Origin of the sequence: Curtobacterium sp. NPDC086286, assembly GCF_044746255.1 — a bacterium.
GTDB lineage: Bacteria > Actinomycetota > Actinomycetes > Actinomycetales > Microbacteriaceae > Curtobacterium.
Genome location: NZ_JBIVBW010000004.1, coordinates 325,027 through 350,926, shown reverse-complemented (window position 1 = coordinate 350,926; position 25,900 = coordinate 325,027). Strand labels below are relative to the sequence as shown.

General features: G+C 65.4%; 29 protein-coding genes and 1 pseudogene. 19 read left to right on the top strand and 11 right to left on the bottom strand.

Annotated features, from left to right (window positions below; translation table 11 throughout):
* Positions 1-31: 31 nt before the first annotated feature.
* Both ACIPKM_RS09920 and ACIPKM_RS09915 read left to right on the top strand, forming a co-directional pair.
* Positions 32-610 (top strand): hypothetical protein, encoded by a 579-nt coding sequence (locus ACIPKM_RS09920; RefSeq protein WP_309887370.1) that lies wholly within the window; start codon positions 32-34, stop codon positions 608-610.
* A 224-nt stretch (positions 611-834) separates the two neighbouring features.
* Positions 835-2,127 carry a hypothetical protein gene (locus ACIPKM_RS09915; protein WP_309887371.1) on the top strand — a complete coding sequence of 431 codons (1,293 nt, stop codon included), beginning with the start codon at positions 835-837 and terminating at the stop codon, positions 2,125-2,127.
* A 58-nt stretch (positions 2,128-2,185) separates the two neighbouring features.
* Here the strand turns inward: ACIPKM_RS09915 and ACIPKM_RS09910 are convergent, their stop codons facing one another.
* The 4 genes from ACIPKM_RS09910 to ACIPKM_RS09895 form a co-directional block, all read right to left on the bottom strand.
* Positions 2,186-2,878 (bottom strand): hypothetical protein, encoded by a 693-nt coding sequence (locus ACIPKM_RS09910; protein ID WP_402736662.1) that lies wholly within the window; start codon positions 2,876-2,878, stop codon positions 2,186-2,188.
* 192 nt (positions 2,879-3,070) lie between these two features.
* Positions 3,071-3,310 carry a DUF2188 domain-containing protein gene (locus tag ACIPKM_RS09905; protein WP_402736661.1) on the bottom strand — a complete coding sequence of 80 codons (240 nt, stop codon included), beginning with the start codon at positions 3,308-3,310 and terminating at the stop codon, positions 3,071-3,073.
* An 86-nt stretch (positions 3,311-3,396) separates the two neighbouring features.
* The gene (locus ACIPKM_RS09900; protein ID WP_402736660.1) at positions 3,397-3,720 is read right to left on the bottom strand and encodes a hypothetical protein; all 324 of its coding nucleotides are present in this window, start codon (positions 3,718-3,720) and stop codon (positions 3,397-3,399) included.
* Between the two features lie 1,698 nt (positions 3,721-5,418).
* Entirely contained in the window at positions 5,419-6,189 is a 771-nt protein-coding gene (locus ACIPKM_RS09895) for a hypothetical protein (RefSeq protein ID WP_402736659.1), read from the bottom strand.
* A 1,522-nt stretch (positions 6,190-7,711) separates the two neighbouring features.
* On the opposite strand from ACIPKM_RS09895, the gene ACIPKM_RS09890 reads away from it, so the two are divergent.
* Positions 7,712-8,053: a hypothetical protein gene (locus tag ACIPKM_RS09890; RefSeq protein WP_309887375.1), complete on the top strand. Its 342-nt coding sequence runs from the start codon at positions 7,712-7,714 to the stop codon at positions 8,051-8,053.
* Between the two features lie 68 nt (positions 8,054-8,121).
* On the opposite strand, the gene ACIPKM_RS09885 is transcribed toward ACIPKM_RS09890, so the two are convergent.
* Both ACIPKM_RS09885 and ACIPKM_RS09880 read right to left on the bottom strand, forming a co-directional pair.
* Positions 8,122-8,277 (bottom strand): hypothetical protein, encoded by a 156-nt coding sequence (locus tag ACIPKM_RS09885; protein WP_402736658.1) that lies wholly within the window; start codon positions 8,275-8,277, stop codon positions 8,122-8,124.
* Positions 8,278-9,088: 811 nt separating this feature from the next.
* On the bottom strand, positions 9,089-9,292 hold the full coding sequence (locus tag ACIPKM_RS09880) for a hypothetical protein (protein WP_309887377.1): 204 nt from the start codon (positions 9,290-9,292) through the stop codon (positions 9,089-9,091).
* Positions 9,293-9,546: 254 nt separating this feature from the next.
* On the opposite strand from ACIPKM_RS09880, the gene ACIPKM_RS09875 reads away from it, so the two are divergent.
* The 3 genes from ACIPKM_RS09875 to ACIPKM_RS09865 all read left to right on the top strand — a co-directional run bounded on the left by ACIPKM_RS09875 (position 9,547) and on the right by ACIPKM_RS09865 (position 11,497).
* Positions 9,547-10,068 (top strand): MarR family transcriptional regulator, encoded by a 522-nt coding sequence (locus ACIPKM_RS09875; RefSeq protein WP_309887378.1) that lies wholly within the window; start codon positions 9,547-9,549, stop codon positions 10,066-10,068.
* Between the two features lie 311 nt (positions 10,069-10,379).
* Positions 10,380-10,922 carry a GNAT family N-acetyltransferase gene (locus ACIPKM_RS09870; protein WP_309887379.1) on the top strand — a complete coding sequence of 181 codons (543 nt, stop codon included), beginning with the start codon at positions 10,380-10,382 and terminating at the stop codon, positions 10,920-10,922.
* 74 nt (positions 10,923-10,996) lie between these two features.
* Positions 10,997-11,497 (top strand): GNAT family N-acetyltransferase, encoded by a 501-nt coding sequence (locus tag ACIPKM_RS09865; RefSeq protein ID WP_309887380.1) that lies wholly within the window; start codon positions 10,997-10,999, stop codon positions 11,495-11,497.
* A 73-nt stretch (positions 11,498-11,570) separates the two neighbouring features.
* On the opposite strand, the gene ACIPKM_RS09860 is transcribed toward ACIPKM_RS09865, so the two are convergent.
* Together ACIPKM_RS09860 and ACIPKM_RS09855 are read right to left on the bottom strand one after the other, a co-directional pair.
* Positions 11,571-12,218, bottom strand: a complete 648-nt coding sequence (locus ACIPKM_RS09860) for a GNAT family protein (protein ID WP_309887381.1) — start codon at positions 12,216-12,218, stop codon at positions 11,571-11,573.
* A gap of 143 nt (positions 12,219-12,361) precedes the next feature.
* A complete protein-coding gene (locus ACIPKM_RS09855; RefSeq protein WP_402736657.1) occupies positions 12,362-12,916 on the bottom strand; it encodes a TetR family transcriptional regulator in 555 nt (184 codons plus the stop codon).
* Positions 12,917-12,968: 52 nt separating this feature from the next.
* On the opposite strand from ACIPKM_RS09855, the gene ACIPKM_RS09850 reads away from it, so the two are divergent.
* From ACIPKM_RS09850 to ACIPKM_RS09840, 3 genes are all read left to right on the top strand, one after another.
* Positions 12,969-13,505: a GNAT family N-acetyltransferase gene (locus tag ACIPKM_RS09850; protein ID WP_402736656.1), complete on the top strand. Its 537-nt coding sequence runs from the start codon at positions 12,969-12,971 to the stop codon at positions 13,503-13,505.
* A 24-nt stretch (positions 13,506-13,529) separates the two neighbouring features.
* Entirely contained in the window at positions 13,530-13,841 is a 312-nt protein-coding gene (locus ACIPKM_RS09845) for a YciI-like protein (RefSeq protein WP_309887384.1), read from the top strand.
* Between the two features lie 121 nt (positions 13,842-13,962).
* On the top strand, positions 13,963-14,769 hold the full coding sequence (locus tag ACIPKM_RS09840) for an isocitrate lyase/phosphoenolpyruvate mutase family protein (protein ID WP_402736655.1): 807 nt from the start codon (positions 13,963-13,965) through the stop codon (positions 14,767-14,769).
* Positions 14,770-14,955: 186 nt separating this feature from the next.
* Here the strand turns inward: ACIPKM_RS09840 and ACIPKM_RS09835 are convergent, their stop codons facing one another.
* Positions 14,956-15,603 (bottom strand): HAD-IA family hydrolase, encoded by a 648-nt coding sequence (locus ACIPKM_RS09835; protein WP_309887386.1) that lies wholly within the window; start codon positions 15,601-15,603, stop codon positions 14,956-14,958.
* 103 nt (positions 15,604-15,706) lie between these two features.
* On the opposite strand from ACIPKM_RS09835, the gene ACIPKM_RS09830 reads away from it, so the two are divergent.
* Positions 15,707-16,243, top strand: a complete 537-nt coding sequence (locus ACIPKM_RS09830) for a hypothetical protein (RefSeq protein WP_309887387.1) — start codon at positions 15,707-15,709, stop codon at positions 16,241-16,243.
* Positions 16,244-16,410: 167 nt separating this feature from the next.
* Here the strand turns inward: ACIPKM_RS09830 and ACIPKM_RS09825 are convergent, their stop codons facing one another.
* On the bottom strand, positions 16,411-17,172 hold the full coding sequence (locus ACIPKM_RS09825) for a hypothetical protein (RefSeq protein WP_309887388.1): 762 nt from the start codon (positions 17,170-17,172) through the stop codon (positions 16,411-16,413).
* 456 nt (positions 17,173-17,628) lie between these two features.
* On the opposite strand from ACIPKM_RS09825, the gene ACIPKM_RS09820 reads away from it, so the two are divergent.
* The 3 genes from ACIPKM_RS09820 (at position 17,629) to ACIPKM_RS09810 (ending at position 20,211) form a co-directional block, all read left to right on the top strand.
* Positions 17,629-17,967, top strand: coding sequence for an ester cyclase (locus ACIPKM_RS09820; RefSeq protein ID WP_309887389.1), 339 nt, complete (start codon positions 17,629-17,631; stop codon positions 17,965-17,967).
* A gap of 151 nt (positions 17,968-18,118) precedes the next feature.
* Entirely contained in the window at positions 18,119-19,219 is a 1,101-nt protein-coding gene (locus tag ACIPKM_RS09815; protein ID WP_402736654.1) for a hypothetical protein, read from the top strand.
* A 299-nt stretch (positions 19,220-19,518) separates the two neighbouring features.
* Positions 19,519-20,211: a hypothetical protein gene (locus tag ACIPKM_RS09810; RefSeq protein WP_309887391.1), complete on the top strand. Its 693-nt coding sequence runs from the start codon at positions 19,519-19,521 to the stop codon at positions 20,209-20,211.
* Between the two features lie 376 nt (positions 20,212-20,587).
* Here the strand turns inward: ACIPKM_RS09810 and ACIPKM_RS09805 are convergent, their stop codons facing one another.
* On the bottom strand, positions 20,588-21,247 hold the full coding sequence (locus ACIPKM_RS09805) for a G5 domain-containing protein (protein WP_309887392.1): 660 nt from the start codon (positions 21,245-21,247) through the stop codon (positions 20,588-20,590).
* Between the two features lie 300 nt (positions 21,248-21,547).
* On the opposite strand from ACIPKM_RS09805, the pseudogene ACIPKM_RS09800 reads away from it, so the two are divergent.
* The 6 genes and pseudogenes from ACIPKM_RS09800 to ACIPKM_RS09775 all read left to right on the top strand — a co-directional run.
* A pseudogene (locus ACIPKM_RS09800) lies at positions 21,548-21,682 on the top strand (DUF4236 domain-containing protein); the annotation flags it as partial.
* A 99-nt stretch (positions 21,683-21,781) separates the two neighbouring features.
* Entirely contained in the window at positions 21,782-22,597 is an 816-nt protein-coding gene (locus tag ACIPKM_RS09795) for a hypothetical protein (RefSeq protein ID WP_309887393.1), read from the top strand.
* A 257-nt stretch (positions 22,598-22,854) separates the two neighbouring features.
* Positions 22,855-23,892 carry a nucleoid-associated protein gene (locus ACIPKM_RS09790; RefSeq protein ID WP_309887394.1) on the top strand — a complete coding sequence of 346 codons (1,038 nt, stop codon included), beginning with the start codon at positions 22,855-22,857 and terminating at the stop codon, positions 23,890-23,892.
* The gene (locus tag ACIPKM_RS09785; protein WP_402736653.1) at positions 23,892-24,872 is read left to right on the top strand and encodes a hypothetical protein; all 981 of its coding nucleotides are present in this window, start codon (positions 23,892-23,894) and stop codon (positions 24,870-24,872) included. The genes ACIPKM_RS09790 and ACIPKM_RS09785 overlap by 1 nt, the downstream gene beginning before the upstream one ends.
* Before the next feature lie 435 nt (positions 24,873-25,307).
* Positions 25,308-25,463, top strand: a complete 156-nt coding sequence (locus ACIPKM_RS09780; protein ID WP_204621140.1) for a zinc transporter permease — start codon at positions 25,308-25,310, stop codon at positions 25,461-25,463.
* A gap of 81 nt (positions 25,464-25,544) precedes the next feature.
* Positions 25,545-25,847 (top strand): metalloregulator ArsR/SmtB family transcription factor, encoded by a 303-nt coding sequence (locus ACIPKM_RS09775; protein ID WP_309887396.1) that lies wholly within the window; start codon positions 25,545-25,547, stop codon positions 25,845-25,847.
* Positions 25,848-25,900 lie beyond the last annotated feature (53 nt).

The following is a 25,900-nucleotide window of genomic DNA, read 5'->3' as shown; positions in this document are numbered from 1 at the left end:
TGATCCTCGTCCAGATGCGTTTGGTTCGCCGGTGAGCGGTATCGCAGTGCAGTTCATCGTCTCCGGAGCGGCCGGGGCTCTCTTCGTTGCCGCGGCTTCCGGTGTCCGCTCAGTGGCCGCGCAGCGCGCGCCTCGTCGTCGCGTCGAGGCGATCCGCGCCGCACAAGAGTGCCTGACGGTGCTCGGTGCGGACCACCCAGCTACGGAAGCTGTTGCTACCCATCAGCAGCAAGAAGCCGCCGCGCTAGCGGCATTAGTTCGCCGTAAAGCCCTCTCCCCACGCCGTTGGGCTGCCCTCGGTGTCGTCACCGGCGTCTTCACGCTCGGAGTGCTGCTGCTGGCCGTCGGAGCATGGTTGATCGTCACTGTTGCGCCTGCGGACACGGCACGGTCAGCGCTGTCGGGCGGATTCGTCGGCACAGCGCTCGGGCTCCTAGGGCTGTTCATCCGCTTCATTTACCGGCTCATCCGCAATTGGAGACACCTCGAATCGGACCCTCCTGACGAGCCCGAGCCCGAGCCTGAGCCCGTGGCCAGACCGCCTGTCGGTGCGGAGCGTGGCACGGACGACGACGTCAGATCCCAGCGAAGCGACGCTGCCCGCAGCTGAACGTCTAACGACTTTCAGCGTGAGCGACGTCGTCGCTGTCGCGTCTGGACCCGGTCGGTCCCAGGGCGGGCTGGCGAAAGATAGCCAGGTGCGGTTCACAGTTCACAAGGCTCATTGCAGGACTGCCTGCGGCCTGGATGGGGGATCCCCGGATGGGCGTTTAGGGCGCTACCGTCAGTGCTTGGGTGGGACGACGAGAGGTCCCGGAATAGGGGGCGCTGCAGATGGCAGAAGCGGACGACAGCGGGGTTGCGAGGCTTTGGTCAGACCGAGCTGCCGAGGTGCGCGGTACGCAGCTGATGTTGATCGGCTATGCGCTCTCCGGTCTGCCGCCGGCGGGATTCGTTGGTCCCGAGGACCCGCTGCTCCGGGCGACGCCGTTACCACGGCCCTTGACGACCGAGGCGAGGACACGATCACTTGACTGGTTACGGCAAGCGGCACTGGGCCTGCTACCGCGCCCGGCGCCGTCCGGCCCGCAGTACGGGCTGGCAGCGGACCAGACGCCGCAGGAATACATACTCACTCGCCCACTCGGCGACGTTCCATCCGAGTTTGACGTACCGTCGACCGCGAATCGTCTGCTTGCCAACATCGCGTCGTTTTCATCAGCTCGGTCAGCAGTAACGCTGCTGACCGAGTCGCTACGCGATGCGGACGAGCTGGTCCGTACCGTCGCGGCCGCGGTTCTGCACTCCTTGGGCCGGACCGACGAGGAGACCGTGCAGGTCATCCTTCAGACGGCCCGCCGCTCGTCAAACGCCACCGTGTCAGCGATCGGCAGCGTCATCGTCGACGCGTCCACTGGTCCCGACGAGACAGCGGATGACTTCGATGCGGACCACGACGACGTAGCCGACGACGGCAATCGATCGCCCGATGCCGGCGCCGACAGCGATCCCGCGTCATGCAGTGTGATGCTGCACGGGACGTTCGCGCGGCTCACATCTGCGCAGAAGCGTTGGTACGCGCCGTCGTCACCGCTTTCGAATCACGTCCGCAGCTACGCCTCACGCAACCTCTACGCTGGACAGGACTACCCGCGCTGGACTGCGGGTTTAAGCGACGCCGCCCGCGCGCAAGGAACAGCGGATCTGCTGCGGTGGTGTGCTCGGTACGGCCTCAGCGCGCTCGATACGGTCTACGCGCACAGTCATGGCGGCAACGTCGTCCTCGATGCGATCGAGCAGGGTCTGCGCGTCAAACTCCTCGTCCTACTCCACGTGCCGGTCATCGAGCGGAGCGCACGCACGTGGTTGAGGATAGAGCGGAACGTCGGCCGCGTCCTTGATCTCCGGACGGGACGGGACTTGGTCGTGGCAGCGGATCGTTTGCATCGGAAGGTGAACCGGCTGCCGCTGAGCGAGAACCGTCTGCCGCAGCTGCCGTGGGTTCACCAGCCGCAGCGCTCGGTACTGCACCTCTTCGACACAAGTCACCGGCGTTTCATCCAGCTGAAGACTTGGCGGAAGAACGCGATCGCGAACGATGTGCAGTCGGCTTGGCGCTTGGCGTGACGTGCGGCTGCGACGGTCTCACCAGAGGGCTCCCCGGTGTGCGCTCACATCTCGCTCGCTACCGGTGCTGCTCGCCAGCGTGGTGTGCGACAGCGCGGATCCCGTGCGCAATGTTCCGCAGGTGCTTGTTCGGGTCGTCGTTTGATCCTTGCGCGTCTGCTCCGGTGTACGGCCGTGGAATGATCGTCGGCCAGTCGGTGAGGTCGTATGGGTAGCGTTCTTCGTATTGCTGGGCTTCGCGGTCGCTTCCGGGCTGCCACTGATACGTGGCGATGACGGTGTCGGCTGCTGGAGCTCCCTTGGCACCACGTGGCTGAGCTTTCGGGTCGTCGGGCAGGTGCCAGAAGAGCCGGCGTCGGGCGCCGGGTGATAGGTCGAACGGTTTGGCGAATACCCGAGCGAGCGCTGCGCTGACGGAGTCGTCCTGGTACTGAGCACCGAAGACGGAGTCTGCGAGTCTGATGCGGATGTTCCGCGCGGTGGTGCGTCCGAAGTTCTCGATGACGAGGTCGAAGGATCCGCCGCCGGCGATGCTCGGTACGACGTCCATTCCGACGTAGGGCCGGGTCTGGTCCTCGCTGTCCTGCGCCTCGCGGAGCGCGGCGGCTGCGATCTGCTTGCTGTTCTGCCGGACCTGGATGGCTGCGGGGATGAGCGCAAAGCCGGCCAGTGCGGCCGCGAGCACCGCTGCGATCGCGCCGACCCATGTCGGGACGAGAACGGGGTCTGCGCCTGAAGCTAGAAGAAGCATGGCAGCACCCTACGATCCATCACGGACATCGGCAGTGACACGGTGCAGCACCGGCACCCCACGCTCGATGAGCCGATCAATACCTACGACGATCTTCCTTCAAGGGGGTGCGTGACGCTGCTTTGAACGGGGTGGAGCGACTTGGGTGGCTCCGACGGGTAGCCGGAGCCACTCGAGTCGCCGCAATAGGCGCTATCCGCGGATGTTGCGCGGGTCGTTGCCGGGTGCGATGGTGTCTTTCGCGCGGATCTGACCATCACGGCCGTGGATGTTCAGCTCGCCGCCGCCAGCGTTGCCGATGATCTGCCGGCCCCGGTCGATGGCTGCCGCCTGCGTAGGCGTGTGTGCGGACACGCGGCTCGCGCCGGGTGCCGTAACGTCCCAGCCGCCGTTGGGGTTCTGGACGACGTGTCGGTCGTTCGAGTTCGTCATGATTGTGTTCCGTTCTGCCGCGACTGCGGCGAGATGGGGGGTCGCCGAGATGCTGCTCGCCGACCACCGCGCTGAGGGTGTTGTGGTTACGCGCCGACGGCGACGAATGCGTTCGTCTGCACGTTCGTCGCGGCGCGCTGCGCGTTCGCGTGGGATGCGAACGCTTCACCGGATGCCGCGACCTTGTCGCTGGAACGCCATGCCCGCCACCGCCAGGTTGCGCCGGTGTCGAGGTACACGTCGTACCGGGCCATCAAGGACCCGGTTTTGAACGATGTGGCAGCGCGCTGCGCGTTCGTGGGCGAGGCGCACGTCTCGCCGGCCCATGCGACCAGTTCGTTGTTCGCGGCGTAGAGCCACCACGACCACTGGCCGTTTCGGGCAGGTTTGATCTTGAAACGGAGGGTCACTGTGCCCTCTCCTTTCCGTGTCTGCAGCGACGATGCCGTCGCTGCGAAAAAGGTGTTGCCGGACGTCGGCAACGAAGGAGGTTCAGCCACGGAGTCGTGGCTGCGAGACGTCAGCTCCTGTGATGGAGGCGACGTGCGAACGGCGGTCGGTTGTCGACGATGTCGACACGCCCAGACGTGGCAGAGAAACCCGCATCGTTCTGCGGCGTATGACGTGTATGCCGTCCCGATGGGTACAGTGAGACTCAACCGGTGCGGGTGACCATCTGGCGTCTCCAATCTGAGTTCGAATACACGGTGAGCGCTTGGGCCTAGGAAACTTCGGCGCGAACTGTGTGGAGTGACAGCCCTCGACTGGAAGATCCGGTCGGGGGTTTGTTGCTGTTCGGGCGGGTGACCGCCCTCACAGCTTCAACGGTACATGTAGTGGCCGACACCGGGACCGACCACAAGAGAAAGTGTTACAGCCGTGTAGTTCTCCACAATGTCCTCCGCAGCGTGGACAGGTCGGTGTACCCCGGAATACCGCCAATCTGGACGCCACCACCGACACTCCTCCACATGCGCAGGACGACTCTCTGCACCGCTGTGGACAACGCTCGGTCGGCGTGTCGCGACGAGCGCCGTACGCCCTCAACGGCGTCACGAGGCAGGCGCCAGTTAGTGAAGGCGTTGCGCTCCCACCACGGTCGACTGCGACGGCGGCATCCACACGGACGCGCCGGTGCGGCGCGCCGCGGCAGCACCACCGCTGCTGATGCCCGCCAAATGCGAGCAGCCGCGCCTGCAGTGGCGACGCAGATGCGCATTTGACACAACCGGCGCGTACACGCCGTCGAGCGGCCCGCCGCAACCAGCTCATCGTCACAACAGGGGTGGCGACGGCGCACGTCGACCTGCGGATTGCCACCGCCAACGACGCCGTGACACAACTCCGCCCCGCCCTCCACGCGAGGAGCAGGTCCAAGAGCAGGTGCCCGGATATGTCTGGCTGCCACGAAAACGACCTCGATCCGAACGAGCACCTCCGCGTGCCGCTCTGACCACCCTCCTACGAGCGGAGGTCCCGCGCCCTCTCTTCCGCCACTCGATGGCGGACGCTACTTCTCCACACCCACGCCTCGAGCTTCGTCTCGCCACGACCCGCTTCCACCCAGACCGCGTCACGGGTCATGCTCCGAGCAACCGCGTCGTCCCGGCGAATCAACCGATCCGGAAGCTGGAACCAGACGTAAACGGGCAGTGGCTCTTCCAGCTCACGCGCATCGGGGCCGCGTGCTGCTTCCTCTAACGAGAACGGCTGCGGCGGTACCCAACGACCCGAACGACGACGACTCATGGCTTGGATCGTAGGAGGGAGCGCCGACGCTTGTGGCGCGGCCGTATAAGGCACGCGCAATGAGACTGGTCTCGGACCACCTATGTGAGACGGGGCGCCCAGACTCACGCAAGTCGATAGGCCTCAGCGGCCAGGAGAGCGGAGCGCCCAATCAAGGACCGTCTATCGGACCCGCAAGGAGGGGCTGTCCCGAGACGTCCACCCCTTGCCGTGCGAAGGGCAATCTGGTTGCAAGGCACGAGTGCGTGGATGCCGCCAGGACCGTCAGCACGATCAGGGCCGCCGTACGCGAGCCGATGGTTCACGCCATCCAGATCCCGTACCGACGCATCATTGCCCCATAGCTGACTCGGCACTCACTACTGGGTCGGGGGATTCTGGTTTCGAGGGAGTTCCTCGACCCTGGCTCGGAGCGTCTCGATGGTGCTGACGTGGTTGACGAGCCGGATGATGAGGGGTTTGAACTCGCCCGTCACGGATCGAGTCCAGGCGGCGGGGTTCTCCCGTTGGTTTGGGGGGAGTGGTTTCCACCCCACACCGCCATCGACGAGGGGGAGAGGCCAGACGGCGTGGAGGAGTTCGTTGCGGGTGTGAGCGTCCGTACGGGCGGCTGCGACCTCTGCTCGGAGGGCGTGAATGAGCTTCGGAGGTGCTGACCGTCGAGCGGGTATGCCCGCTCGTGCGATCTGGTCGAGCTCGTCGAGGACAGCGCCAGCGGGACGTCCGGCCCACGTGCTCTGCGGGTCGGTTCCGACGGTCGAGAGCAGCCCGTGAAGTTTGCTCTCCACGAGTGCGGACAGGAGCGCGACGCGGGCGATCGCTGCGGCGAACTCGTCGGGGATGGGGCCGCCGAACATTGTGTCTGGGACGCCCCACCGATCGGCTCCTGTGTTCATGGGGTCACCTTGCCATGCCTCGTAGGAGCTCGGTGGCTCACGCGTCATGGTGATCAGTTGTGAGACAGGGCAGACGCAGCTCCCGAGTGTTAAGCGGATGGCGTCTGTTAAGCGGATGGCGTCGTCGGCAACCACAGCAGCGCGGTTATCGGTGTCCGGTAGCCGATCGGCTATCGAGACGCCGAGGTCGGCGAGGTGTGCGCTCGGAGTGTTCGCCGATCGAACCTCGAACACGGTGCACCTGGTCCCCGAGGGCGCGGTTCGCGTGTCGACGCACTGGGACGCTGAGACGAGTGTGGCCAGCCGCCCGACGAGGGCGGCTGGCCACTCACCTGCGACCCTGATCCGGCGCAGGTGCCGTTCACTGTAGAGGGCCGGCGGTGGCCCGTTTCACCGGCGGTGCTCTCCCCGCGCCCATCGGGTACACACCCGTGCCGGAGCAGGGTTGCTGCCGGGGGAGAGGCGGGGCCGTGCAACCCGAATGCGCGGCCCCGCCTCGGGGGAGGACCACTCCCCATGGACGGGTCGGATCAGGAATCCCGTCGACAGCACTCATCTCATCATGTTTGTGTAACGGTCGGGGCAACAACTGCCGGTGACCGATCGGTTCTCGAGACGCTCATTGTGCGGCAGCGCATCCGGATCGCGTTCGGGAGCCCGCCCGTGGGTTCTGCGCCGAGTACGGTCGGGCGCGGGCATCGGGCTGTCAAGGCGGCTGGTGTCCGGGCGGGAAGCTCACCACTTCCCAGCGGGCCGGGATCGAGCGTTCATCCTCTCTCGGCCCGTCCCTGGAGCACTTCACGCTGCGGGCGCCGTCGATGTCGGCGGGTGACTGGGGCGGTGCGTCGGAGGGTCGGCAGTCAGCTCAGGAAGGGCGGCCTGGGGGTTGCGGGTTTCGTGGTGGTCTCTATGCTGGCGGCAGTAGTAGCCCGAGACCCCGGCTGCAGCGACTGTTTCGTCTTCACTGCGTGCGCAGTGGCCGCGTTGCGGGCTGGCCGGGTGTTCCTCGCTCGTCGTCCGGCTGGCTCGTTGGGGTGTCCCGTGGTGTTCGCGTCTCGGGGCTGGCGTCGGCGGTGGTGGTCCGTGTCGGATGATGCGGGGTGCGGCTGCCGGGGTCAGGTAGGGCGGGCAGGCGTTGCCGACCAGCGACCCGAACGCCGATCGGCAACGCCTCCCTGGGTCCTGACCTGCTCAGGTGGACGCAACCCTAACCCCGCACCGGCCCCCTGCATGCGGAGTTGTCGTACGGAGTGTCCGCGACGCGATGCCCATCCATCGGCAGGACTAGGTGATCGCCGCCAGAGCGGCGTCAATTACTTGATTTGGCGCTGGCCTGCTGTCGGATCTGAGGGTGCTCCTCGATCTCCGCCTCGCGGTCCGAGCCGCCTTAGGGGCGGTAGTCGCGGTTCTTTTCTGGAGGGTCGAGAGGTAGTTGTCGCGGCCACTGTCGCCCTTGCATGCCTGAAAACACGGCGATCACAGATCGGACAACGGCGCTGGCCACGGTGCTCCACCACCCGCGCTTCCTGGGGTCGGCGAAACCATCGTCGCCGTAGGGGCGGTCGTAATCAACGTCACCCATCAGAGCCTCCTAGCCCGCGCTGCGGTGCGTTGATAGTACGTCGGGCACCGAGAGACCTGGCGCTGGTGGTGGTGACTGCTGATGGTGTCGCCTGTCGGGGAAGTGGAGGCGGGTGGACGCTGAGTGGGTATCCGGCTTCGGAGCGGTTGGGTCGGTGGGCGAAAGGAGCAACCGATGAAGCACATCCGCTACGACCACTCCACGATTCTCACGAGCGACGACGTCGCTGATGCTGTCATCGAGTACGCCGCGGCACTTGCTGGCGGCGATCGCGCCGACACCGTCGCGATTCCCGCCGTGGCCGAGGACGGAACGATGACCACAACGAAGGTGCTCATCGGGCCGGCCAGCGAGCTCGTCATCGAAGACGCTGAGGAAGATGACCTTGAGCTCGAGAACGACGAGTTCGTCGCTCGTCTCCGCGCCGCAGCGGAGACGTTCGGCCACAGCGAGCCGATCCATGCCGATACTCGCTCCGACCTGACCCCGGACGGAGACACTCGGGCCGTCGGGTAGGCAGCACTATGACGCCGTCTACGACGTTCGTGTGAGCTCGGCGCTGCGTGTGCCTGAACGCGTTCGTGTCAGGAGCGCACAGCCTCCGGTGACTCGTCGCGGAAGAAGTCGCCGTCTGGTGTCGGCACATCAAGCGTGCCGGTGCGGCCCCACTGTTTGCGGGCCGACCTCACTGTGCCGATCCGGGCGGGTTCGACGTTCTCGTTACTCGTGTAGCTGCTCATGGTCGATCTCCTCCTCGACTGCCCGTGAGTCCTCATGCCCCCCCCCGTTCGAGGGTAGCGAATCGGCCATGACGTGGGCCGTCGCCGCCAGAACCGGCTCTTGCCTTTCGAACCGGTGATCCACGGGTTACCGTCGACGCGTGGCACTTACCGACCCGCCTGCAGAACACCATCCGGAGCCCTCAGCGCTCTCACCTGCGTCCGCGTCCGCGCACGACGCGGATCTGCCCGGCGCGACAATTGGTGGCAGCAGCGAGTACCAGTCCACCGCGCACATTCCCGACGACGTCGCAGATGACGGTCCGGACGAGGTCCTTCTCCGTCCCGGGCGGCATGCCTCGTAGCTGATCGGTTGGCGGTCAGCTCTGTGCCCGCCGTTCGGGCGAGTGCGGGCGATGCGCCCCGCGGAGGGGCGCACAGCCCGTATGCATGACCATGGTCGTCCCTGTTTTCCCCGAGGTGCTCCCCATCAGAGCGATACGCAGGTTGTCGCATGCAGGCCTCGGCAATGAGGCGTTCCGCAGCGATTTCTGAAGCGTGTGCCGGACCGGGCCGACGTATCGCTGCGACGCGCTGATTGTCGACGATGAGCGCCTGTGGGTAGGCGGTGGATCGAAGTTCAGAGCTATTGCAGTGGGCGCGGATGCTGCGCACGGCGCTCTGGCTTCGCCGTCGGCGGTACACGCAGGTGTGGGCCGTTCCGATGAATCGGAGCAGCCCACAGTCACCCAGATGCCAGTTGGGAGTTGGCGAGCAGCTGCTCGCTGGCACACCATCGGTTAGGAGCGGTGGGGCGTTTCGTGCCCAGAGGTCAGTTCGAACGCCCGTTGATATCGCGGCGATCGTCGTCGTTCCAGTCGGGCTTGCGAACACCAGCCTTCGCGATGCCGCGGCTGACGACGTAGGCGGCCGTCACGATCGCGACGTACAGCCAGGCCTGATCGGCGCCGAATCCGGTGTGGCCCTCGTCTGCGTTGTCGACGACCGCCGACGCGATGAGGATCGCGATCGACACGACCAACCAGGCGTAGAACTCGGTGGTCTTGAGCGCGGACTTGGTTTCGTTCCATGTGGCCCGGACGGCTGAGTCGTGTCGTGCGGGGTTACCTGTCGTATTTGACATTGTCGCTCCTTCTGATCTTCGCGACCGCAGATCGGTGGCGTCGTGGCCCCAACAGTTGTCTTACCTGGCTGGTTACTTACTCAGTTTGAGTTCTCAGGTGGGGTCGGGGAGCATGGGTTTGTCCACCATGCGACAGACGGGATGACATGACCTCCGACAATCAGGCTCCTGGGACGTCTGATCTGTTCGCGCACCAGCCGCGTACCGCCGCTGGTGCAGCGGCCATCTTGAGCCTGGAAGCCCTCGGCGACAGCGTCCACGACGCGGACGAGCAGGCGCTGCGCGCGCTGGGCATGCTGCCCGTTGATGCTCTTGCGTTGCGACATCTGGTGCTCGCGCGCCGTGATGGACGAGCACTGAAACCAACGCAACTCGCCCGGTTACTGCACTTGTCGACTGCTGGGGTCACAAAGCTCATCGACCGACTCGTGCGTGACGGTCGGGCAGAGCGGCAACCCAACCCGGTGGACCGACGCAGCATCATCGTGACCGCCGCCGGCACCGCGGAGCAGGACCTGACACGCGCCTACGGTCACGTCCGTACTCCGCTGGTCGAGACCATCGATACGCTCACTGAGGATGAGTTGACGGCGGTGCAACGATTTGCGTCCATCCTCACGGATGCCCTTCGACAGGACGCCGTCCCCGCCACCTCGTCCAACGGCTAGCCGAGCCCCGAGTTCACCCGCGGCAAGGCCTCCCACAGAGCACAATCCTCATCGCGAGGACGAGGACGCGGCCGATCCCAGCGCAGAGCTCAACCGGCTCGACCGCTCGACCGCTCGACCGCTCGACAGGGTCGCAGCGGACACCCGAGCGAAACGGGCGTTCCGTAGCCGATCGGCTATCGGCTATCGGAACATCTTCACGCCGGTCAGCGGGACGAGAAGATCATGATCACTGGGCTTCGACGCATGAACCCCGTTGTACTCGGTGGCCGTATGCCGATCGGCTACTGAGACAGCCCTAGGATCGCTGGATGCAGCTCGAGCGGCCGTCCGAACGGCTCTTCCGATCGTTCCAGCAGTCCATGCTCGAGTGGGAGGGTGCGCACCAGGACGGTGCCGGCATCCGTGACGCAGCCCTGCTGGCGACCAAAGGCGGATTCGCTGAGTGGGTGATGCAGCTGCGTGCCGAGGAAGACGTCCCAGCGGGTGAGGGGTTCGTCACCTGTAGTTACTACTGGATGGTCGAGGGCGACGAGTACCTGGGAAGCATCGCGCTTCGCCACGAGTTCAACGATTTCCTGCGCTGTTACGGCGGCCACATCGGCTACAGCGTTAGGCCGAGTGCCCGACGCCGAGGTATTGCAAGTCAGGCACTCCAGGGCGTGCTACGCATCGCTCACCGACGTGGACTGTTAGAAGTGCTGCTCACCTGTGAGGCGCAGAACCTCGGGTCCCGCCGCGTTATCGAGGGCAACGGGGGCCGGTTCGAAAACGAGGTGACCGACGCCGCCGGACGAGTGTTCCAACGTTTCTGGATCTCGACCGAGACGGAGCGTGCCGAGCTGCATCGCTGAAGGATCGGGAGCCGGACGGGGCGATATACTGTCAGCGACAGAACCTCCGCCGACCATGGCGGAGGTTTTCTTGTATGAGCACCCCATCGCCCCTGACCATCACCACCGCCGACGAACGACACCGCCCTCAGCTCGAACAGCTCTGGACCATGTTCCGGCACGAGATGTCCGCATTCACCGGCACGCTCCCCGATGAGCGCGGCCGCTTCCGCCAAGAACGACTCGACGCCGGCCTTGCGGAGCCGGGCTGGTCGGCACACGTAATGCACCTCGGACCGCACCCGGTCGGACTCGCGGTCCTCCGCGGCCTCCACGAAGAGGAACACATCATCAGTAGCTTCTTCATCGCGCACGGAGCACGACGCTCTCGCATCGGACGTGCCGCCGTGATGGAACTGACCGCGGCGCACCCGGGAAGATGGGCGGTGGCCTACCAGGACCGCAACGAAGTAGCAGCGAAATTCTGGCACACGGTCGCGACCGAAATCGACCCGACGTGCACGTTCGAGCACCACGCCGTCCCGGGCCAGCCGGAGCTACCCGCCGACTCCTGGGCCCGATTCGGTGTCCGATAGCCGATCGGCTATCGGACGGCTGGCTCCGTCAGCGCACTCGCTCCAGCTGCAGCTCGGCGGCGCTTCCGTCCTGCTACGCAGTGATGCCAAGCTGCGCGAGAACGGATTCATCGCCGATGGTCTGCAGGTTCCACGTCGGGCGCTTGAAGGCGCCGCGGGAGAGGCGGACGCGCTGTTCGTCGACCGGTTGCCCGTGCCGAGGTGATACCCGCGTGACCCCGTTCGGCTCATAGCCGAGCTTGTAGGAGACGGTCAGTGACGGGGTGTTCCAGGCCGCAGCGCTCGACTCCGCCCACTCGGCACCCAGAGTGTCGAAGGCGAACAGCAGGAGGGCGGCGCGCATCTCGGTGCCGATGCCGTTGCCTTGGGCGCGTCGTGTCAGCCAGGAACCGGAGCTCACAGTTCGGCGGTCCGCGAAGTTGAACGCGGCGAGGTCTTGTGCCCCGATCACCTCGCCGTTAAGGATGACGGCGAGTTGGATCGTCCAGTTCTGCGGGGAGACCTGGCGCAGACGCCACTGGTGCATCGCGAGATTCCGCGGCAGCTCCTCCGGTGACGCATCGGTCCAGGGGAAACCGAACGGCATGCGGTCCGGGTCGTGGATGCCATCAAGAGCGGCCTGTGCCAGGGCCGGGAGGTCCTGGTCCCGCACCGGACGCAACACCAGCCGCGGGGTTCGGAGTTCGAGTCCGAACAGCGGCCACAGCTTCTCCAGTTCCATACCGGGACGCTACCTGCGCCGGTCACTGCAGCAAGGCGTGTTACGCGCCCGGCCGCTGAGTAGCGCCCCTTGGATCTGTTCTCTCGCCGCGCCCGGTGACCGATCGATTGTTGGGATCAGGCGAGGCGCTTTCCAGATCATTCTCAGGGCTGGGCCATCGACTCGGTGAAAGCCGTGATCGCGCGGTCGGTGCGCGTCTGATCCGAGGTCGCGAGGAGGTCCAAGAGAGCACCTCGGAGAACAGCGAGTGCGACTGTCGCTTCGGCCCGCGACCCGGGGTTTCCCCGGTCCAGGAGCGTGAGCCAGTCGTTCACGGTCTGCTCGGCGAACCCGCCCCACGGACCGTCGGGATCGACCAGCGACCGACTGTACGACTCAACCCACAGCCGAAGGACCGGCCGGTGCGCTTCGGCGGAGAGCCAACGCCAGAGCGCCAGCGTCGTGGTCGCCAAGTCGGCGTCAGCAGGAGCAGCCGAGCGGAGTGCATCGAGTTCCTCGCGACGAGCACGCGCCAGGATCGCACGGATCAGACCGTCCTTGTTCCCGAACAGGAACATCAGCACCCGCGTACTCGATCCGATCGCAGCAGCCAACGGGCGCAGGGACGTGGCTGCGAGGCCGTGCTCGAGCACGTACACGTACGCGGCATCCAGGAGCTCCTGCTCACGCGGGGACGGGTTTCGCGGTCGCTCGGTCACTCGAGTAGCGTACCGTTGCACTGACACACTTGTGTCAGTGGAACGATCCGCCGTGAATGCGTCGGCGGAGGAAGCGAGCATCGCGATGCGTACGGCGATCAACCACACCGTGACGATCCGGGCTGCGAGCGAGCCCGGCGACCTCGGGTGGATCGTCCAGGCCCACGGTGAGGTCTACGCCGCCCAGTTCGGCTGGGGTGTTGAGTTCGAGGCCTTCGTCGCGCAGATCGTCGGAGCCCACGGCGCCGCCGTGAACCCACAACGGGAGACGACGCTGATCGCTGAAGTCGACGACGAACGGGTGGGATCCGTCATGGTCGCGCCGTCCGCTGAGGAGGAGACGGCGCAGCTGCGCGTCCTGCTCGTGTCTCCCGGTGCCCGCGGACTCGGTGTCGCGACCCGGCTCATCGACGAAGCCCTCGCGTTCGCTCTGAGGGCCGGGTACCGGAGACTCACCCTCTGGACGTCGTCCAACCTGACGGCTGCGCGGCGACGCTACGAGCAGGCAGGCTTCCATCTGGAGTCGGAGACCCCGGCGCTGCTCTTCGGCACCGCCGTCGACGAGCAGACCTGGGCTCTCGAGCTCTGAACACGACCAGATCGGAGAAGGATCATGCACGCAGTCCTCGAGTACACCTACGTCGACGACTACCTGGAGCGTCGCGACGCGTTCCGCCAGCAACACCTCACTGCAGCGTGGGCTGCGGCGGAGCGTGGTGAGCTCCTCCTCGGCGGAGCCGTCGGTACCGGCGACGGACCATTCAGTGCCCTCATCGTGTTCACCGGGGACGGCGCCCTCGAGCGCGCTCGCGCCTTCGCGGAGACCGACCCGTACGTCACCGGCGGACTCGTCGAAGCATGGACTGCGAAGCCCTGGACCACCGTCGTCGGAGCCGCAGCCTCCACCCCCGTTCGGCCAGATTGACCAAGGCGCGGGCGGGCGGGGCCCGTATCGGTTCACCATCGGCTATCGAGACCGTAGTAGCGCTGACCGCGTCGTCCGATATCCGCCAGAAATGGACCCACGGCTCGGATGAACTGAGCGGGTGAATAACAGAACCACGCAGGCCGCCGCCTTCCACACGCTCCACCAGAACCCCGCACACCCGCTCCTTCTCGCCAACGCCTGGGACGTAGCAAGCGCCCGACTTGTCGAGAGCGCGGGTGCGCGAGCCATCGCTACCACCAGCGCAGGTGTCGCGTGGTCGCTCGGTCATGCGGACGGTAACGCGCTCGGGCGCGATGAGGCCGTCGCGGCCCTCTCTCGGATCGCTGACGCGGTGACCGTGCCGATTACCGCTGACATCGAAGCCGGCTACGCCGATGACGCAGCCGGCGTGGAGCACACGGTCGACGCAGTTCTCGAGGCCGGCGCGGTCGGCATCAACATCGAGGACGGCGCACTGCCCCCAGCCGAGCTGACAGCTCGTATCGGCGCGGCTCGACGTGCAGCGGATCGTGCCGGGGTGCCGACGTTCATCAACGCGCGGACGGACGTGTACCTCGCCGGCCTGGTCGCGCCGGAGCAGCGCCTCGCTGAGACCCTCCATCGGGCGCACCGGTACCTCGAAGCAGGAGCAGATGGTGTCTTCGTACCTGGAGTTGGCGACGCCGACACGATCAGGGCGCTGGCTGGGGCGATCGACGGCCCGCTGAACGTGATGGTCGGTCCCGGCTCCCCGAACACCGCGCAGCTCTCAGAACTCGGAGTGGCCCGCGTGAGCGTCGGCTCGGGCATGGCACAGGCCGCGTACGAGATTGCTCGATCGGCCGCTACCGAGCTGCTGACTGCTGGCACGTATGGGACCTTGGCGTCGGCCGTCGACTACGGCGAGCTGAACTCGCTGTTCTGACGAGGCCAGCGACTCGCGCCTGGCGGGCATTCGAAGGAAGAGGCCCAGCGTCGACTGACGTTGGTCGTCTTCGCTCGTCGAATGTCTGCCTCGGCCGGTCCGAAGGTGGATGGTGAAGGTCTCGGTGGCCGATCGGCAACCGGACGCAACGGCTGGCCGTGCTGGCAGTCACGGCCGTCTATCCACTTAGCTGATCGAGTGAGGGGGAACGTCTTCGGGTGCTGCTCCGACGTACCTCGCGAGTGCGCCGAGGTTGTCTCCGTGCTGCCAGCGGTGGGCAGCGAGTCCAAGGTGCTTCGCCGCCACGACGTTCGCGTAGGTGTCATCGATGAAGATCACTTCGCCCGGTTCGACCTGTAGGTCAGCGAGCACGTACTCGAAGTACCGCGCGGAGGGCTTTCCCGCTCCGAGGTTGCACGAGTAGTAGCTGCGGTCGAACCGCCCATCGAAGGCGAGCGTGGTGCCCATGAAGCGGGCGCGGCCAGGGTCCTGGTTCGTTGTGAGAGCGACGCGACGTCCTATGGAGCGCCAGCTGTCCACGAGTTCGAACACGTCCTCGTGCAGGTGAATGCTCTCCCGCAGCCGCACATAGACCTCTCGGGGATCGGCGTCGGAGCCGACCGCTTGTAGGAAGTCGCCCAGCACGGGGAGCACTTCCTGTCGTCCGGTGATCACCGGACCGTCGCTGCGGAACGTGTCAGCTAGCCAAGCCTCGGCCGCGTCTCCTGCGACCTGTTCGAGCGCGGTAACGAAGGGCTGCTCGGGAGACTGTAGGACGCCGTCGGCGTCGAGCAGGATCCACTTGTATCCCGCACTCCGCGTGGTCGAGTTCATCGGCCGAGGCTATCGACCCCACCCAGTACCGGCAGGGGATCCCTCAACGGTCTCCTTGCCCGAATGCCCCGACATCTCTGCGTGTACCTGCGAGACTCGCAGGATGGACCTCGACGAGCTCGGTCAAAGGATCTGCATTGTGGGGCCGTCCAACAGTGGCAAGTCGACCCTTGCGGCTGCTGTCGGCCGAGCCCGCTCGCTGCCGGTCGTGCACCTCGACCAGTACCGACACCTACCCGGAACAGACTGGTTCGAGCGACCGGACCTTGATTTCGAATACATGCACAACGAAGCGATGAGCACCGATCAGTGGGTCATCGAGGGCAACTATTCGCGTTGGTTGCCAGACCGGTTGCGGCGAGCAACCGGTCTAGTGCTCCTGGATGTCTCGACCGCCGTCGGCATCGTCCGCTACTTTCACCGCACCCTCTTCGAGCCCGACCGCGCCGGACGCTTGGAAGGCACTCGTGACCGTGTCCGCGTCGACATGCTGCGCTTCATGCTCGGGCCCGCTAGGAGGAATCGGCTCCGTTATCGGCATGCCTTCGACGAGTTCGAAGGGCCGAAGGTGTTTCTGCCGGACCGCGCTGCCTTGGAGAGCTTCTACCGCCGCAACCGACTGGCCCGTCGAAGCCGATGACCGTGTCCGATAGCCGATAGCCGATAGCCGATAGCCGATAGCCGATAGCCGATAGCCGATAGCCGATAGCCGATCGTCAACCGGTCGGTTCGCAGTCCGCAGAGCATGTGGATCATCGGCGGCAGTCATGAATCTGGCGGGTCGAGCCGGTGAGGCCGCGGCGAGGGCTAGGAGCTTTGAACCCGTAGGTGTAGCTGCGCTGTGTGCCCGTCGACCCTAAAGACAGTTCGGTAGCCGGCCGCTCCATCGGTCCTCACCACTGTCATCTGAGGACGTAGGTGCGGGGAGATGAGATCGGCGAGGAGTCTGCGGAAGGTGCGCTCTGATCGGTCGGCGGTGAACATTTCGACGCTCAGGACGTCGGGGTGCGTCCGCCAGAGGTCGATACTGCGGACTTCGTCCATCCCGAGCGCCCCTAAACGGCGTATCAGCGGGCTGATGAGCGCGTCGATCCTTCTGTCGCGATGTTCCAGTTCGCCGAGTTCGGCAGCGGAAAGGGTATGGCCGGTTCGGTCTGCCTGCAAGTCCTCCTCCGGGTCGTGGACGGCGCATGCGTCCTCGAACGCGGCGACGTCGACACCGTGGACTCGGACAGCGCACTGCTCGTGAAGTAGGAAGAATTCAACGGTATCGGGTTGGGTTCGGATGCTGCGGTACCGCAGGCCAGGATGACCGTTGGCCAGGACACGGTCCTCGGGGTACCAGGTGGGCAGGGCACCGACCAGGCCGCGGAGGAACCCATCCGAGTGCTTGGTGAGCCACACCTCGAGCGCATGCTCGGTGGGTAGCAGGCGGTGGATCCGGTAGTCATCCGGATATCCGCCGACGGCGTGCAGGTAGCCGAGGCCGTGGAACACAGCACCCTCAAGGCGGCTCTGCGCGTCGGACGGTGCAGGCACTACGACGTCGTCGGAACCGACGGCGAGCACGTGACTCCGTGCGAGGTGGTAGGGCTCGTGCAGCAGTCGCGAGCGGAGGAGGGCACGGCGCTGAAGACGGGCGTGTGTAGACATGGTGCTCCGAGACGCTCCGACCAGCGTGCTTCTTCGGAGGTCGACACCTCAGGGGATTCGACGTGGGACGTGCCCAGCTGCGTCCGAGACGGCTTCGCCGGTCGCGCATCGGTCGGGACGCGCGAGGCCTGGCGGCTGGCCGCCGCGGTAAGGCTACGGCGCGAAGATCAGGCGCCGCAACCATGTCTGCACCTCCTGCGTCGCTTCCACCCCTGCCCAAACATTCCGATAAGAACCATTATCGGAACTGACCCGGTAGCCGTGCGTAGGCTCCAACCACACGACGAGGAGGCTCCGATGGCGGTTGAGGTAACAGTGGGTGGCGGTCCGACGCTGGAGGCGCGGGATCGGATGCGGCAGCAGGAGTTGCCTTTGCAGGAGCGGTTCACGCCCGACTTCACCGACCACGACGCCGCCGACGGGCAACCCCAGGACGGGTCCGGGATCGCATGGTTCTGGGAGCAGTTCGGGAAGGCGTTCACTGACATCGACAGGGAAGACGTCGAGACGATCGTGACACCGACGAAGGTGATCACGATCTCCACCCTCGCCGGCACGCACACGGGGGAGTGGATGGGGCACGCACCGACCGGGCGCCGGTTCACCGGGATCCGCAACGTGCAGGTCATCGGCTTCCGCGACGGCCGCGCCGCGGAGCGATGGGGGAGCACCGACCAGCTCGGCATCCTGCAGCAACTCGGCCTCGCCTGACGTGACCGACCAGCAGTCCGTGACCTCCGCAGCCACCGTCAGCAGGAGGTCGATGACGGCGGAGCAGCGTGCTGCTGCGGAACGCTCCCGCACCGCGTCCGCGCGACTCCGAATCGCCGCCGGCGATGGCGCCCCCGCCGGGTCAGCTGCGGTGACGGTGCCAGTGGGCGCAACGCCGCAGGTGTTCGCGGAAGCGTCCCTGTCGGAGAACACGGTTCGCGCGTATCGGTCGGACCTTCGGCAGTTCGCCCGGTGGCGTGCCGGGTTCCTCGACCACGAGATCTCCGAACCGCACGAGCTCGAGCAGATCACCACCGCACCGGTCGACCCGACCGAGGTCGCGGCATTCCTCGCGGACAAGGCCAACGCCGTCCTCCCTAATGGTGGGCAGCGGTACGCACCCGGCACGATCAGCCGGTACGTTGCCGCGATCGACTGGGAACACGCCCGCCGCGGCCACACCCCACCCGGCTCCACGCCGATCGTCCGTGACGTGTTGAAGGGGATCCGGCGCACCCGGTCCGTGCCGGTGCGGCGCGCGAAGCCCATGACGTTGAAGGCGCTGCAGACGACGCTGCTGAAGATCGACGTCGCCGACCCGCAGACCGGCGCGCTCGGAACCCGCGATCAGGCGCTGTTGCTGTTCGGCTTCGTCGGAGCGTTCCGCGAATCCGAACTCACCGCCCTCACCGTCGCCGACCTCCGCCTCGTCGACGGCGAAGGCGTCTACGCCCGCGTGCGGAAGTCGAAAACCGACCAGGACGGCCTCGGTCGGATCAAAGTGCTGCAGCAAGGCGCGAACCCGGTCACCTGCGCCCCCTGCGCCTACGTCCGACTGTCCCGGCTGATGGCCGCGCAGGACGCCCGCGGGGAAGCGGGCCTCTTCGCCACGCTCACTGGTGCGAGCCTCGCTATGCACGTCTGCACCGACGGGCTCGGCACCGACCGGTTGCCGGCGTTGATGCCGTTCTTCCGCGCAGTGTCGAAGTGGGGCCTGTTCCGCGACGCCGGGATCAGCCCGACCGCCGTCGGGAAAGCCGTCGCCCGCCGCGCGCACGCGGCCGGGCTCGGGGCGGACGGCTGGTCCGGGCACTCCCTCCGTGCCGGATTCGTCACCGAAGCACGCAACGCCGGCGCAACGGACATAGAGATCATGAACCAGACCCACCACACCAACGCCGCCACCCTGCAGATCTACGACCGCGAATACGCACCCCTGGTCCGCAACGCCGTCACCCGGATGCGCTTGTGACCCCCCAAACCTCCCCCAAACCAGACCCCAAACTCGCGCCCGACAGCAGGGCCCTGCTCGAGGCGCACTGGGGTCGGTTCGTCGCCTGGTGTGAGGCGGCAGGTCACGAGTCGCTCCCTGCGACGGCAGCAACGATCGAGCAGTTCCTGACGCTGTTCCCCGGCGCCACCTCGACGCAGCGACTCCGCCGGCATGCGATCCGCGCACACCACCTCGCAGCTGGTCTCCCCGTCCCGATACCTACCGTGGCGGCCCGGGTGTGGCCACGACCAGAAGCCCCTGGCTCCGATCAGGTGGCCGTGGGTGAGGTGCTCGCGGCAATCCCCAAGTACCGATACCCGATCGGGCTCCGCGGCCGCCGCGACGCCTTCCTCATCGTTCTCCTCGGAGTCCTTCATCTGACCCGCGAGCAGGCCCGCACCATCGCACCTGACGATGTCGCGGTGACGAGCATCGTCCGGATCCGCGGCCACGTCGTCCCGCCCTCCGACGATCCGGCGTCCTGCGGGGCGTGCGCGGTGACTCGGTGGCTGCGCATCGTCGGACCGGTCTGGACGGGGTTCCGCGGCGACGTCATCCGACTGCTGGACCCGACGAAGGGGAACCTGGATCGGCACGACTGCGAGCAGCCGGTGCCGGGGGAGTGGCGCCGGGCGGAGCAGCTGCTGTTGCCGTTAGACGTTCACGGATGGGCGCGTACCGGGGTGAGCCTGTCGGGTCGGTCCATGACGAGCATCATCCCGAGTCGACGTGCAGCAGTCGCAGACGGCCCGATTGTGGAGACCCTCGGAGTGGTTGCGCGGCGGCCGTCACGGTTCGACGCCTTGACACTGCAGGAGACGTATACCGAGCTCGGCAGCACCGACGCCGCCGTCGACGACGCGCTCACTCGACTCGCGGTTATCTTGAACGACGCTCAAGCGCTCGGCGTTGACCTGGAACAGGCCGCTACTCCACGCAAGCATCAGATAGCAGCTGATAGCGACCACTAGCTTTCCTGATTACCGAACCGACCGCTGGGCTGCTGGAGGGACCAGGTTGCGACGCGCGCGAGGCGCGGACGAACTCGTCCGCGCCTCGCACTGATCGTCAGACGCAGCGCTGGCAGCGGGGCCATCCGTTCGTCCCGGAGCGCTTGTTGCGGTCGGGGATCTGCTTACCCACGGGGCAGTTGCTGTCGTCGTGGTGAACGTCGGGGTCTGACTGGTTGATCGAGTGGTACGCGGCGACTCGCATGATCGGCTCCTTTGCCATCAGCGCTCACGGACGTGAGCATTACCCACACCTTAGGAGCGAGCGCCGACATTCTGGACCCGTTGGTGCGACAACGCGACGGGACGGACGCTGCCGTTGGAGAGTGGGCCAACGTCACCTGTAGAACTTGGCGACACCTCCGTGATGTGAGCAGGCTCCCTGGTGGTGGGCGGCGTAGGAAAGCGTCCCGTCATTGCAGAGGGCGGTCGCGCCACCACCATCGACCGGTGCCGGTGCCGGTGCCGGTGCCGGTGCCGGTGCGGCTGGGGCGACGTACGTTCCGATCGTGGTCACCTGAGCGACGGGTTGCGTCGTGACCGTCTCGCTGACCTGCTGACGACTGGTCTCAACGCCGTCCGTGAAGGTGACGCGGAACGTCGTCGTCCGCACACCGTCCATACCGGGCGTGGTGACGGTCGAGGTGCCCTTCGCGAGGCTGGTGCTTTCAACCGTGGTCGACTCGAACGGGATCGGCGTCGTCTCGGTGACGTCCTTCGTTGTGACGATCGGTGTCGGTGTCGGTGTCGGTGTCGGTGTGTTGTGCGGCGCTGTGGTTGCTGCAGGAGAAGACGAAACGATCGGTGTCGGGTCGACCGCGGAGGCCGGTGCTGCTGGGTGGGTGGCGCCGAAGGCCGATCCGGATCCGAGGAGCACCACCAGGGCGAGTCCTGCCCCGAGGGCAGCGGCGGAGCGCTTCCGCGGGAGGCGGAGCCAAGTGGTGCGACGGAACAGCAGCCCGTAGAGCGTCGTGAGGAGCACCACGAGGGCAGCCATCACCAGCATCGACCAGACACCACCCGACGCCAGCCCAAGGAGCGCAACCAGCAGCGTGCCGACCAATCCGACCCACGTCGACGGGGCGATCTTCTTCCGAGGGGCGCCTTGTGAAGGCCCATGGACGCGGGGGAGGGGTGGCATGATGCTCCTAATTACTGAGGACTGCCCAAGTCTGCGTGAGCTCTCACCGCATCACCTCATCCCAGTTCGAGGGGTGGCGGGTACCTCGCGCCGAAGCTGCGCGTGACGCGGACAAGCCTGCCGGCAGGACGAGACACTGACGAGACGGGATGAAACATGGGGATCACGATCCGGCGAAGCGTGAAGGCGGGGCCGCTTCGGTTCAACCTGTCGAAGTCCGGACTCGGAGTCAGCGCGGGCATTCCGGGACTCCGAGTGGGCACAGGGCCTCGCGGGAACTACGTGCGCGTCGGGCCGGGTGGTGCCACGTATTTGTCCTCCTCAGGATCACGAGCGCCGCACATTGCACCGCCACATCCGCGGATGCTGCAGAGCCCCGCCGTGGTGGACATGACCGACGTCAGCGGTCTGACAGCGCTCGATCTGCGTCCGACCGGCGGGGACGACATCGTCCAGCAGCTCAACACAGCAGCACGCCGCCCCCGATGGGGCTGGATCGCCGCAATCACCGCCTTCATCGTCGGAGCAGCGCTGCTGCCCTGGGGCCTCATCGTCTGGGCGGTCGCAATACCGGGATGCTGGTGGTTCTTCCTCCGCGACGCACTGCAGAAGAACGTTGTCCTGCTGTACGACCTCGAGGACGCTAGCGCTGTATGGTTCGACCGATTCAGCACAGCGTGGAGCGCCGCTGTCGCAAGCGACCGGCTCTGGCGCACCATCGAATCCGGCCGCGTCCAGACAACCTACCAGCACAAAGCGAACGCCGGCGTCGGCGCGCTCGTGCGTCGGATCTCTGCCACGGCGCGGATCCAGCAACCCAAGGGTCTCGCAACCAACGTCGACATCCCGACTCTGCGCGCCGGCAAGGACGCTCTGTACTTCCTGCCTGATCGCCTCCTGGTCTGCTCCGGCAAGCACTACTCAGACGTTTCCTACCGGCACCTCGCCGTGCGCCGATCCGTGACACGGTTCGTCGAACAACCGGGCCAGGTTCCCAAGGACACGCAGCTCGTCGACCAGACCTGGCAGTACGTCAACGTCAAGGGAGGGCCTGACCGCCGCTTCAAGAACAACCCGGTGCTACCAGTCGTCCAGTACGGACAGCTCGAAATCACCACATCGCAGGGCCTTGCCTGGAGCGTGCAATCGTCGCGAGCCTCAGCGCTCGATGACGTAGGCGCACTGCTGCTGAACCTGCCAGCGTGAGGTCGCTGCGAGCGTTGCACCATCGCTAGCCCCGTGCACGCATCCGTCGCAGTAGAACGCCCTGCCACCCCAGAAATACGGGATACGGCCGCCCAGAAGGCGTTCCGCTAGGGCATACCTTGAAGCGATAGACGGATTGTCGTCGCGATAGTGGCGCTGCGCGGCGTCGGCGCGTCACTGTGGGGGACGCTCGCGCCCGGCGCACTCGATACAGTTGCATCGAGCATGCCTCACGGATGAGGCGGGAGAGGACCATCGTGCCGACTGTAGAACCACTGACTCTTCAGCAGACGATGCTGCATGAGATCCCTCGCGGTCGCCGGCAGGACAAGGGCGGGGCTGAGCCGTTGTATTCCTCAGCTCCGACGCCACTAAACCCCGCGACGGATCGTTTCATTCGGGAAGAGATGCTGCAGCCAGCATTCGCGTTCGCACGAGAGATTGTCGCAACCGACAAGTACGGCAGCCCGGTACCAAATCTGGTGCGAGCTGCACTTGAGAATCCTAACCTCCTTGCTGACAACTCGAAGCAAATCGCCGACTGGATGCATCGCAAGCAGACAAATGGTAGCTCTGCTGGCGTATTTCTGGCAGCCCTCGCTAAAGCTAGTACCGGTGATCGTTTCGTCATTCTGAAGGCTGAGCACCAGGAAGGCGTCCGCTTGAACCACGAGACGAACGGCGAGAACGTTGTTTTTGAGGTAGAACATCTCACTGAACTCATCATGGGGCAAAACTCTCGAGTGTATAAAATCGGACTATTCTGGATTGATGCTCAGGATCAGCTTGTTGGCCTAATGGTGGACAAGCAGAACGGCGTTTCTTTTGCAGACTACTTCCTACAGCAATTTCTTGGATGTGAACTAAAGCATCGAGCGGAAGTGCAGACGGAAGAGTTCGTCAAGGCCGTCACCAAGTTCATCAACACGCCTGGAATGCCGGAAGAGAAGCGTGCGCGGTATGCGACGGCGGCCGTGGCCGTGCTTGAAAGTCCTTCTGCTCAATTAACACCGAGTTCCTTCATTTCAGAATTCCTGGATGCCGAGGACCGAGATGACTTCTCCCAGAGCCTCCCAAGTCAAATTCGTTCGTCGACATTTGCGAAAGACACTCGGTTGGTGCGAAGCCAAATTGGGGGATTGAAAGTGAAGACTTCGTCAGGCGTAACGATCACTGCCTCTAGCGAGGCCATGCAGAATGGAACTGTGGTTGTTGACCCGACTTCGGAGGACGGTCCCCGAATCATTGTGAAGGGCGAGGCGGACTCCTACCGCCTGTCACGTCCGCCAGTCTGATGGCGGACCCCGAGGACCTCGGATCGCGCTACCGAGATGCGAGGCCGTCACTGGATGAGGCGCTCGTGACGTACGAGCGCGACCTCAAGGAGGTCGTGTCACCGCTTCTGAGTGACTACGTGGTATCGGGGCGGGTGAAGACAGCACGCAGCCTCATTCGGAAGGCGCGTGCGGACCCGTCGAACCCCCGTTCTTGGACCTCTATCCAGGACAAGATTGGCCTGAGAATCGTCTGCTCGACGAATGAGGACGTTCGCTCCGCAGACGGGCTCATACAGCGAGGTCCGTGGCGCATCGTTGAACGCACCGTAAAGCGAGGCAAGCATGACCAGCTGTTTTATCCCGGTATCCACTTTATTTTGTCGGCGGCGAGTGTTGTTGATGACAAGGAAGAACTGATCCTGGCTGAGGTGCAGCTACGAACTCGTGCCCAGGATGCATGGTCAGTGGTGTCGCATAAGCTGCTGTACAAAGGGCTTGTAAAACCTCCCGGCAAGATGCGGCGAGTAATCGACAGGCTTACCGTTCTAGTGGAACTGTTTGATGACGAGGTCCAGCGGATGATTCGTAAGAGGAGGAAACTGCCTATGTACAGGCCGGCGCTCGCTCTCGAAGCGCTGGAACAGGAGTACGAGGATCTGAGCGGGGAGGTCACGCCCCCGTCCGTGGACGTAGTCTTGATGAATCTCCTATTGAGTGCCTATCCTTCGGACGCTGACCCCGTGGAGGATCTGGTGCACAAATTCTGTGAGTCAAATAGGTCCAGGATTAGTCTGTTGCTGAAGCAGCGTGCTCCTGAGGCTGCAGATTATGTGGACTCCCGCGACTGGCTTTACTCGCAGCCCGAAATTCTTGCTGTCCTCGAACGAGCGGAATCCAAGCCATATCTGCTTGCCAACGCAATCGCCAACACCGACTTCGAAGATGTGATCAGAAAATCCTGCGTGAGCGCGGGTGTTGTCTTGCCTCAGGGTGCCTGACTCTTGAGCGGCCGGTTGTCTTGACCTGACATAAGAGACCGCTATCGGCGCTTTAACGAGAACGGCCGGACTGTCAGTGTCGTGACGGTCCGGCCGGAGCTCCGGGCAAGCGGTGCTCGAGTGGAGCGTAGCCCGGAGGAGTGCGTTTCGGCCTAGTGTGCAGCTTCGTACGCGTCTCGAACGCCCCGGCCGTTCCGGCCATGGTTCGTGACATCGTGATCGTCGCAGCGACCCCACTCGCGTCGTCGGTTGCGGCGAACGCGCGATCGAAGGCAACGAGGGTGAGCGCGACGAGCGTTCCCTCGGAGGCGGCGCCGTCGCCGTGCTCGAGGGCAAGCGAGCTTGGAAGGCTCTCACATGAAAGCATTGCAACTGATGCATACAACGGGTGTACTGAGACCACACCATCGCTACACCCACACCAGGAGGACCCCCATGGCAGCCACTGAGACGCACGCTGAGCACACCGTGGCCGAGCACCAGCACGCAGCTGACTGCGGCCACGAAGCCGTCCAGCACGATGACCACGTCGACTATCTGCACGACGGCCACAAGCACGCCGAGCACGACGGCCACTACGACGAGCACTGAGCTCGCTTCAGCAGCGGCGCTCTCCCGGACGGGAGAGCGCCGCTGCTGTTGCAACGCATGTCCAAGTACTAATGTTTCCGTGTGACACCCCGAGCGAACCTCGAACCTGCAGCTGAGCTCTTCAAGGTGTTGTCGTCGGCATCGCGTCTGCACTTGTTGTGCTTACTCAGCGAGCAACCCACGTCGGTTGGGAACCTCGCGGATGCAGCTCAGCTCTCACAACCCCTCGTGTCACAGCACCTGCGAACCCTCCGCACCGCCGGGCTTGTCACGGTGGCCCGGCACGGGCGCGAAGCGGAATACTCCCTCGCTGACGCGCACGTCGCGCACATCGTCGCCGACGCCGTGACGCACACCCTCGAGGATCAGGCTCCTCACTCGTAACTGGGCTCGTGGACTGCTGCTCTGCCGGCAGCAGCAGCGGCCGCCGGCTCCCG

Excerpts from the sequence above, each read along its gene's own strand:
- ACIPKM_RS09915 (WP_309887371.1), top strand. The coding sequence starts at position 835 with ATGGCAGAAGCGGACGACAGCGGGGTTGCGAGGCTTTGGTCAGACCGA.
- ACIPKM_RS09910 (WP_402736662.1), bottom strand. The coding sequence starts at position 2,878 with ATGCTTCTTCTAGCTTCAGGCGCAGACCCCGTTCTCGTCCCGACATGG.
- ACIPKM_RS09905 (WP_402736661.1), bottom strand. The coding sequence starts at position 3,310 with ATGACGAACTCGAACGACCGACACGTCGTCCAGAACCCCAACGGCGGC.
- ACIPKM_RS09890 (WP_309887375.1), top strand. The coding sequence starts at position 7,712 with ATGAAGCACATCCGCTACGACCACTCCACGATTCTCACGAGCGACGAC.
- ACIPKM_RS09885 (WP_402736658.1), bottom strand. The coding sequence starts at position 8,277 with ATGAGCAGCTACACGAGTAACGAGAACGTCGAACCCGCCCGGATCGGC.
- ACIPKM_RS09875 (WP_309887378.1), top strand. The coding sequence starts at position 9,547 with ATGACCTCCGACAATCAGGCTCCTGGGACGTCTGATCTGTTCGCGCAC.
- ACIPKM_RS09870 (WP_309887379.1), top strand. The coding sequence starts at position 10,380 with ATGCAGCTCGAGCGGCCGTCCGAACGGCTCTTCCGATCGTTCCAGCAG.
- ACIPKM_RS09865 (WP_309887380.1), top strand. The coding sequence starts at position 10,997 with ATGAGCACCCCATCGCCCCTGACCATCACCACCGCCGACGAACGACAC.
- ACIPKM_RS09860 (WP_309887381.1), bottom strand. The coding sequence starts at position 12,218 with ATGGAACTGGAGAAGCTGTGGCCGCTGTTCGGACTCGAACTCCGAACC.
- ACIPKM_RS09845 (WP_309887384.1), top strand. The coding sequence starts at position 13,530 with ATGCACGCAGTCCTCGAGTACACCTACGTCGACGACTACCTGGAGCGT.
- ACIPKM_RS09835 (WP_309887386.1), bottom strand. The coding sequence starts at position 15,603 with ATGAACTCGACCACGCGGAGTGCGGGATACAAGTGGATCCTGCTCGAC.
- ACIPKM_RS09830 (WP_309887387.1), top strand. The coding sequence starts at position 15,707 with ATGGACCTCGACGAGCTCGGTCAAAGGATCTGCATTGTGGGGCCGTCC.
- ACIPKM_RS09805 (WP_309887392.1), bottom strand. The coding sequence starts at position 21,247 with ATGGCTGCCCTCGTGGTGCTCCTCACGACGCTCTACGGGCTGCTGTTC.
- ACIPKM_RS09795 (WP_309887393.1), top strand. The coding sequence starts at position 21,782 with ATGACCGACGTCAGCGGTCTGACAGCGCTCGATCTGCGTCCGACCGGC.
- ACIPKM_RS09785 (WP_402736653.1), top strand. The coding sequence starts at position 23,892 with ATGGCGGACCCCGAGGACCTCGGATCGCGCTACCGAGATGCGAGGCCG.
- ACIPKM_RS09780 (WP_204621140.1), top strand. The coding sequence starts at position 25,308 with ATGGCAGCCACTGAGACGCACGCTGAGCACACCGTGGCCGAGCACCAG.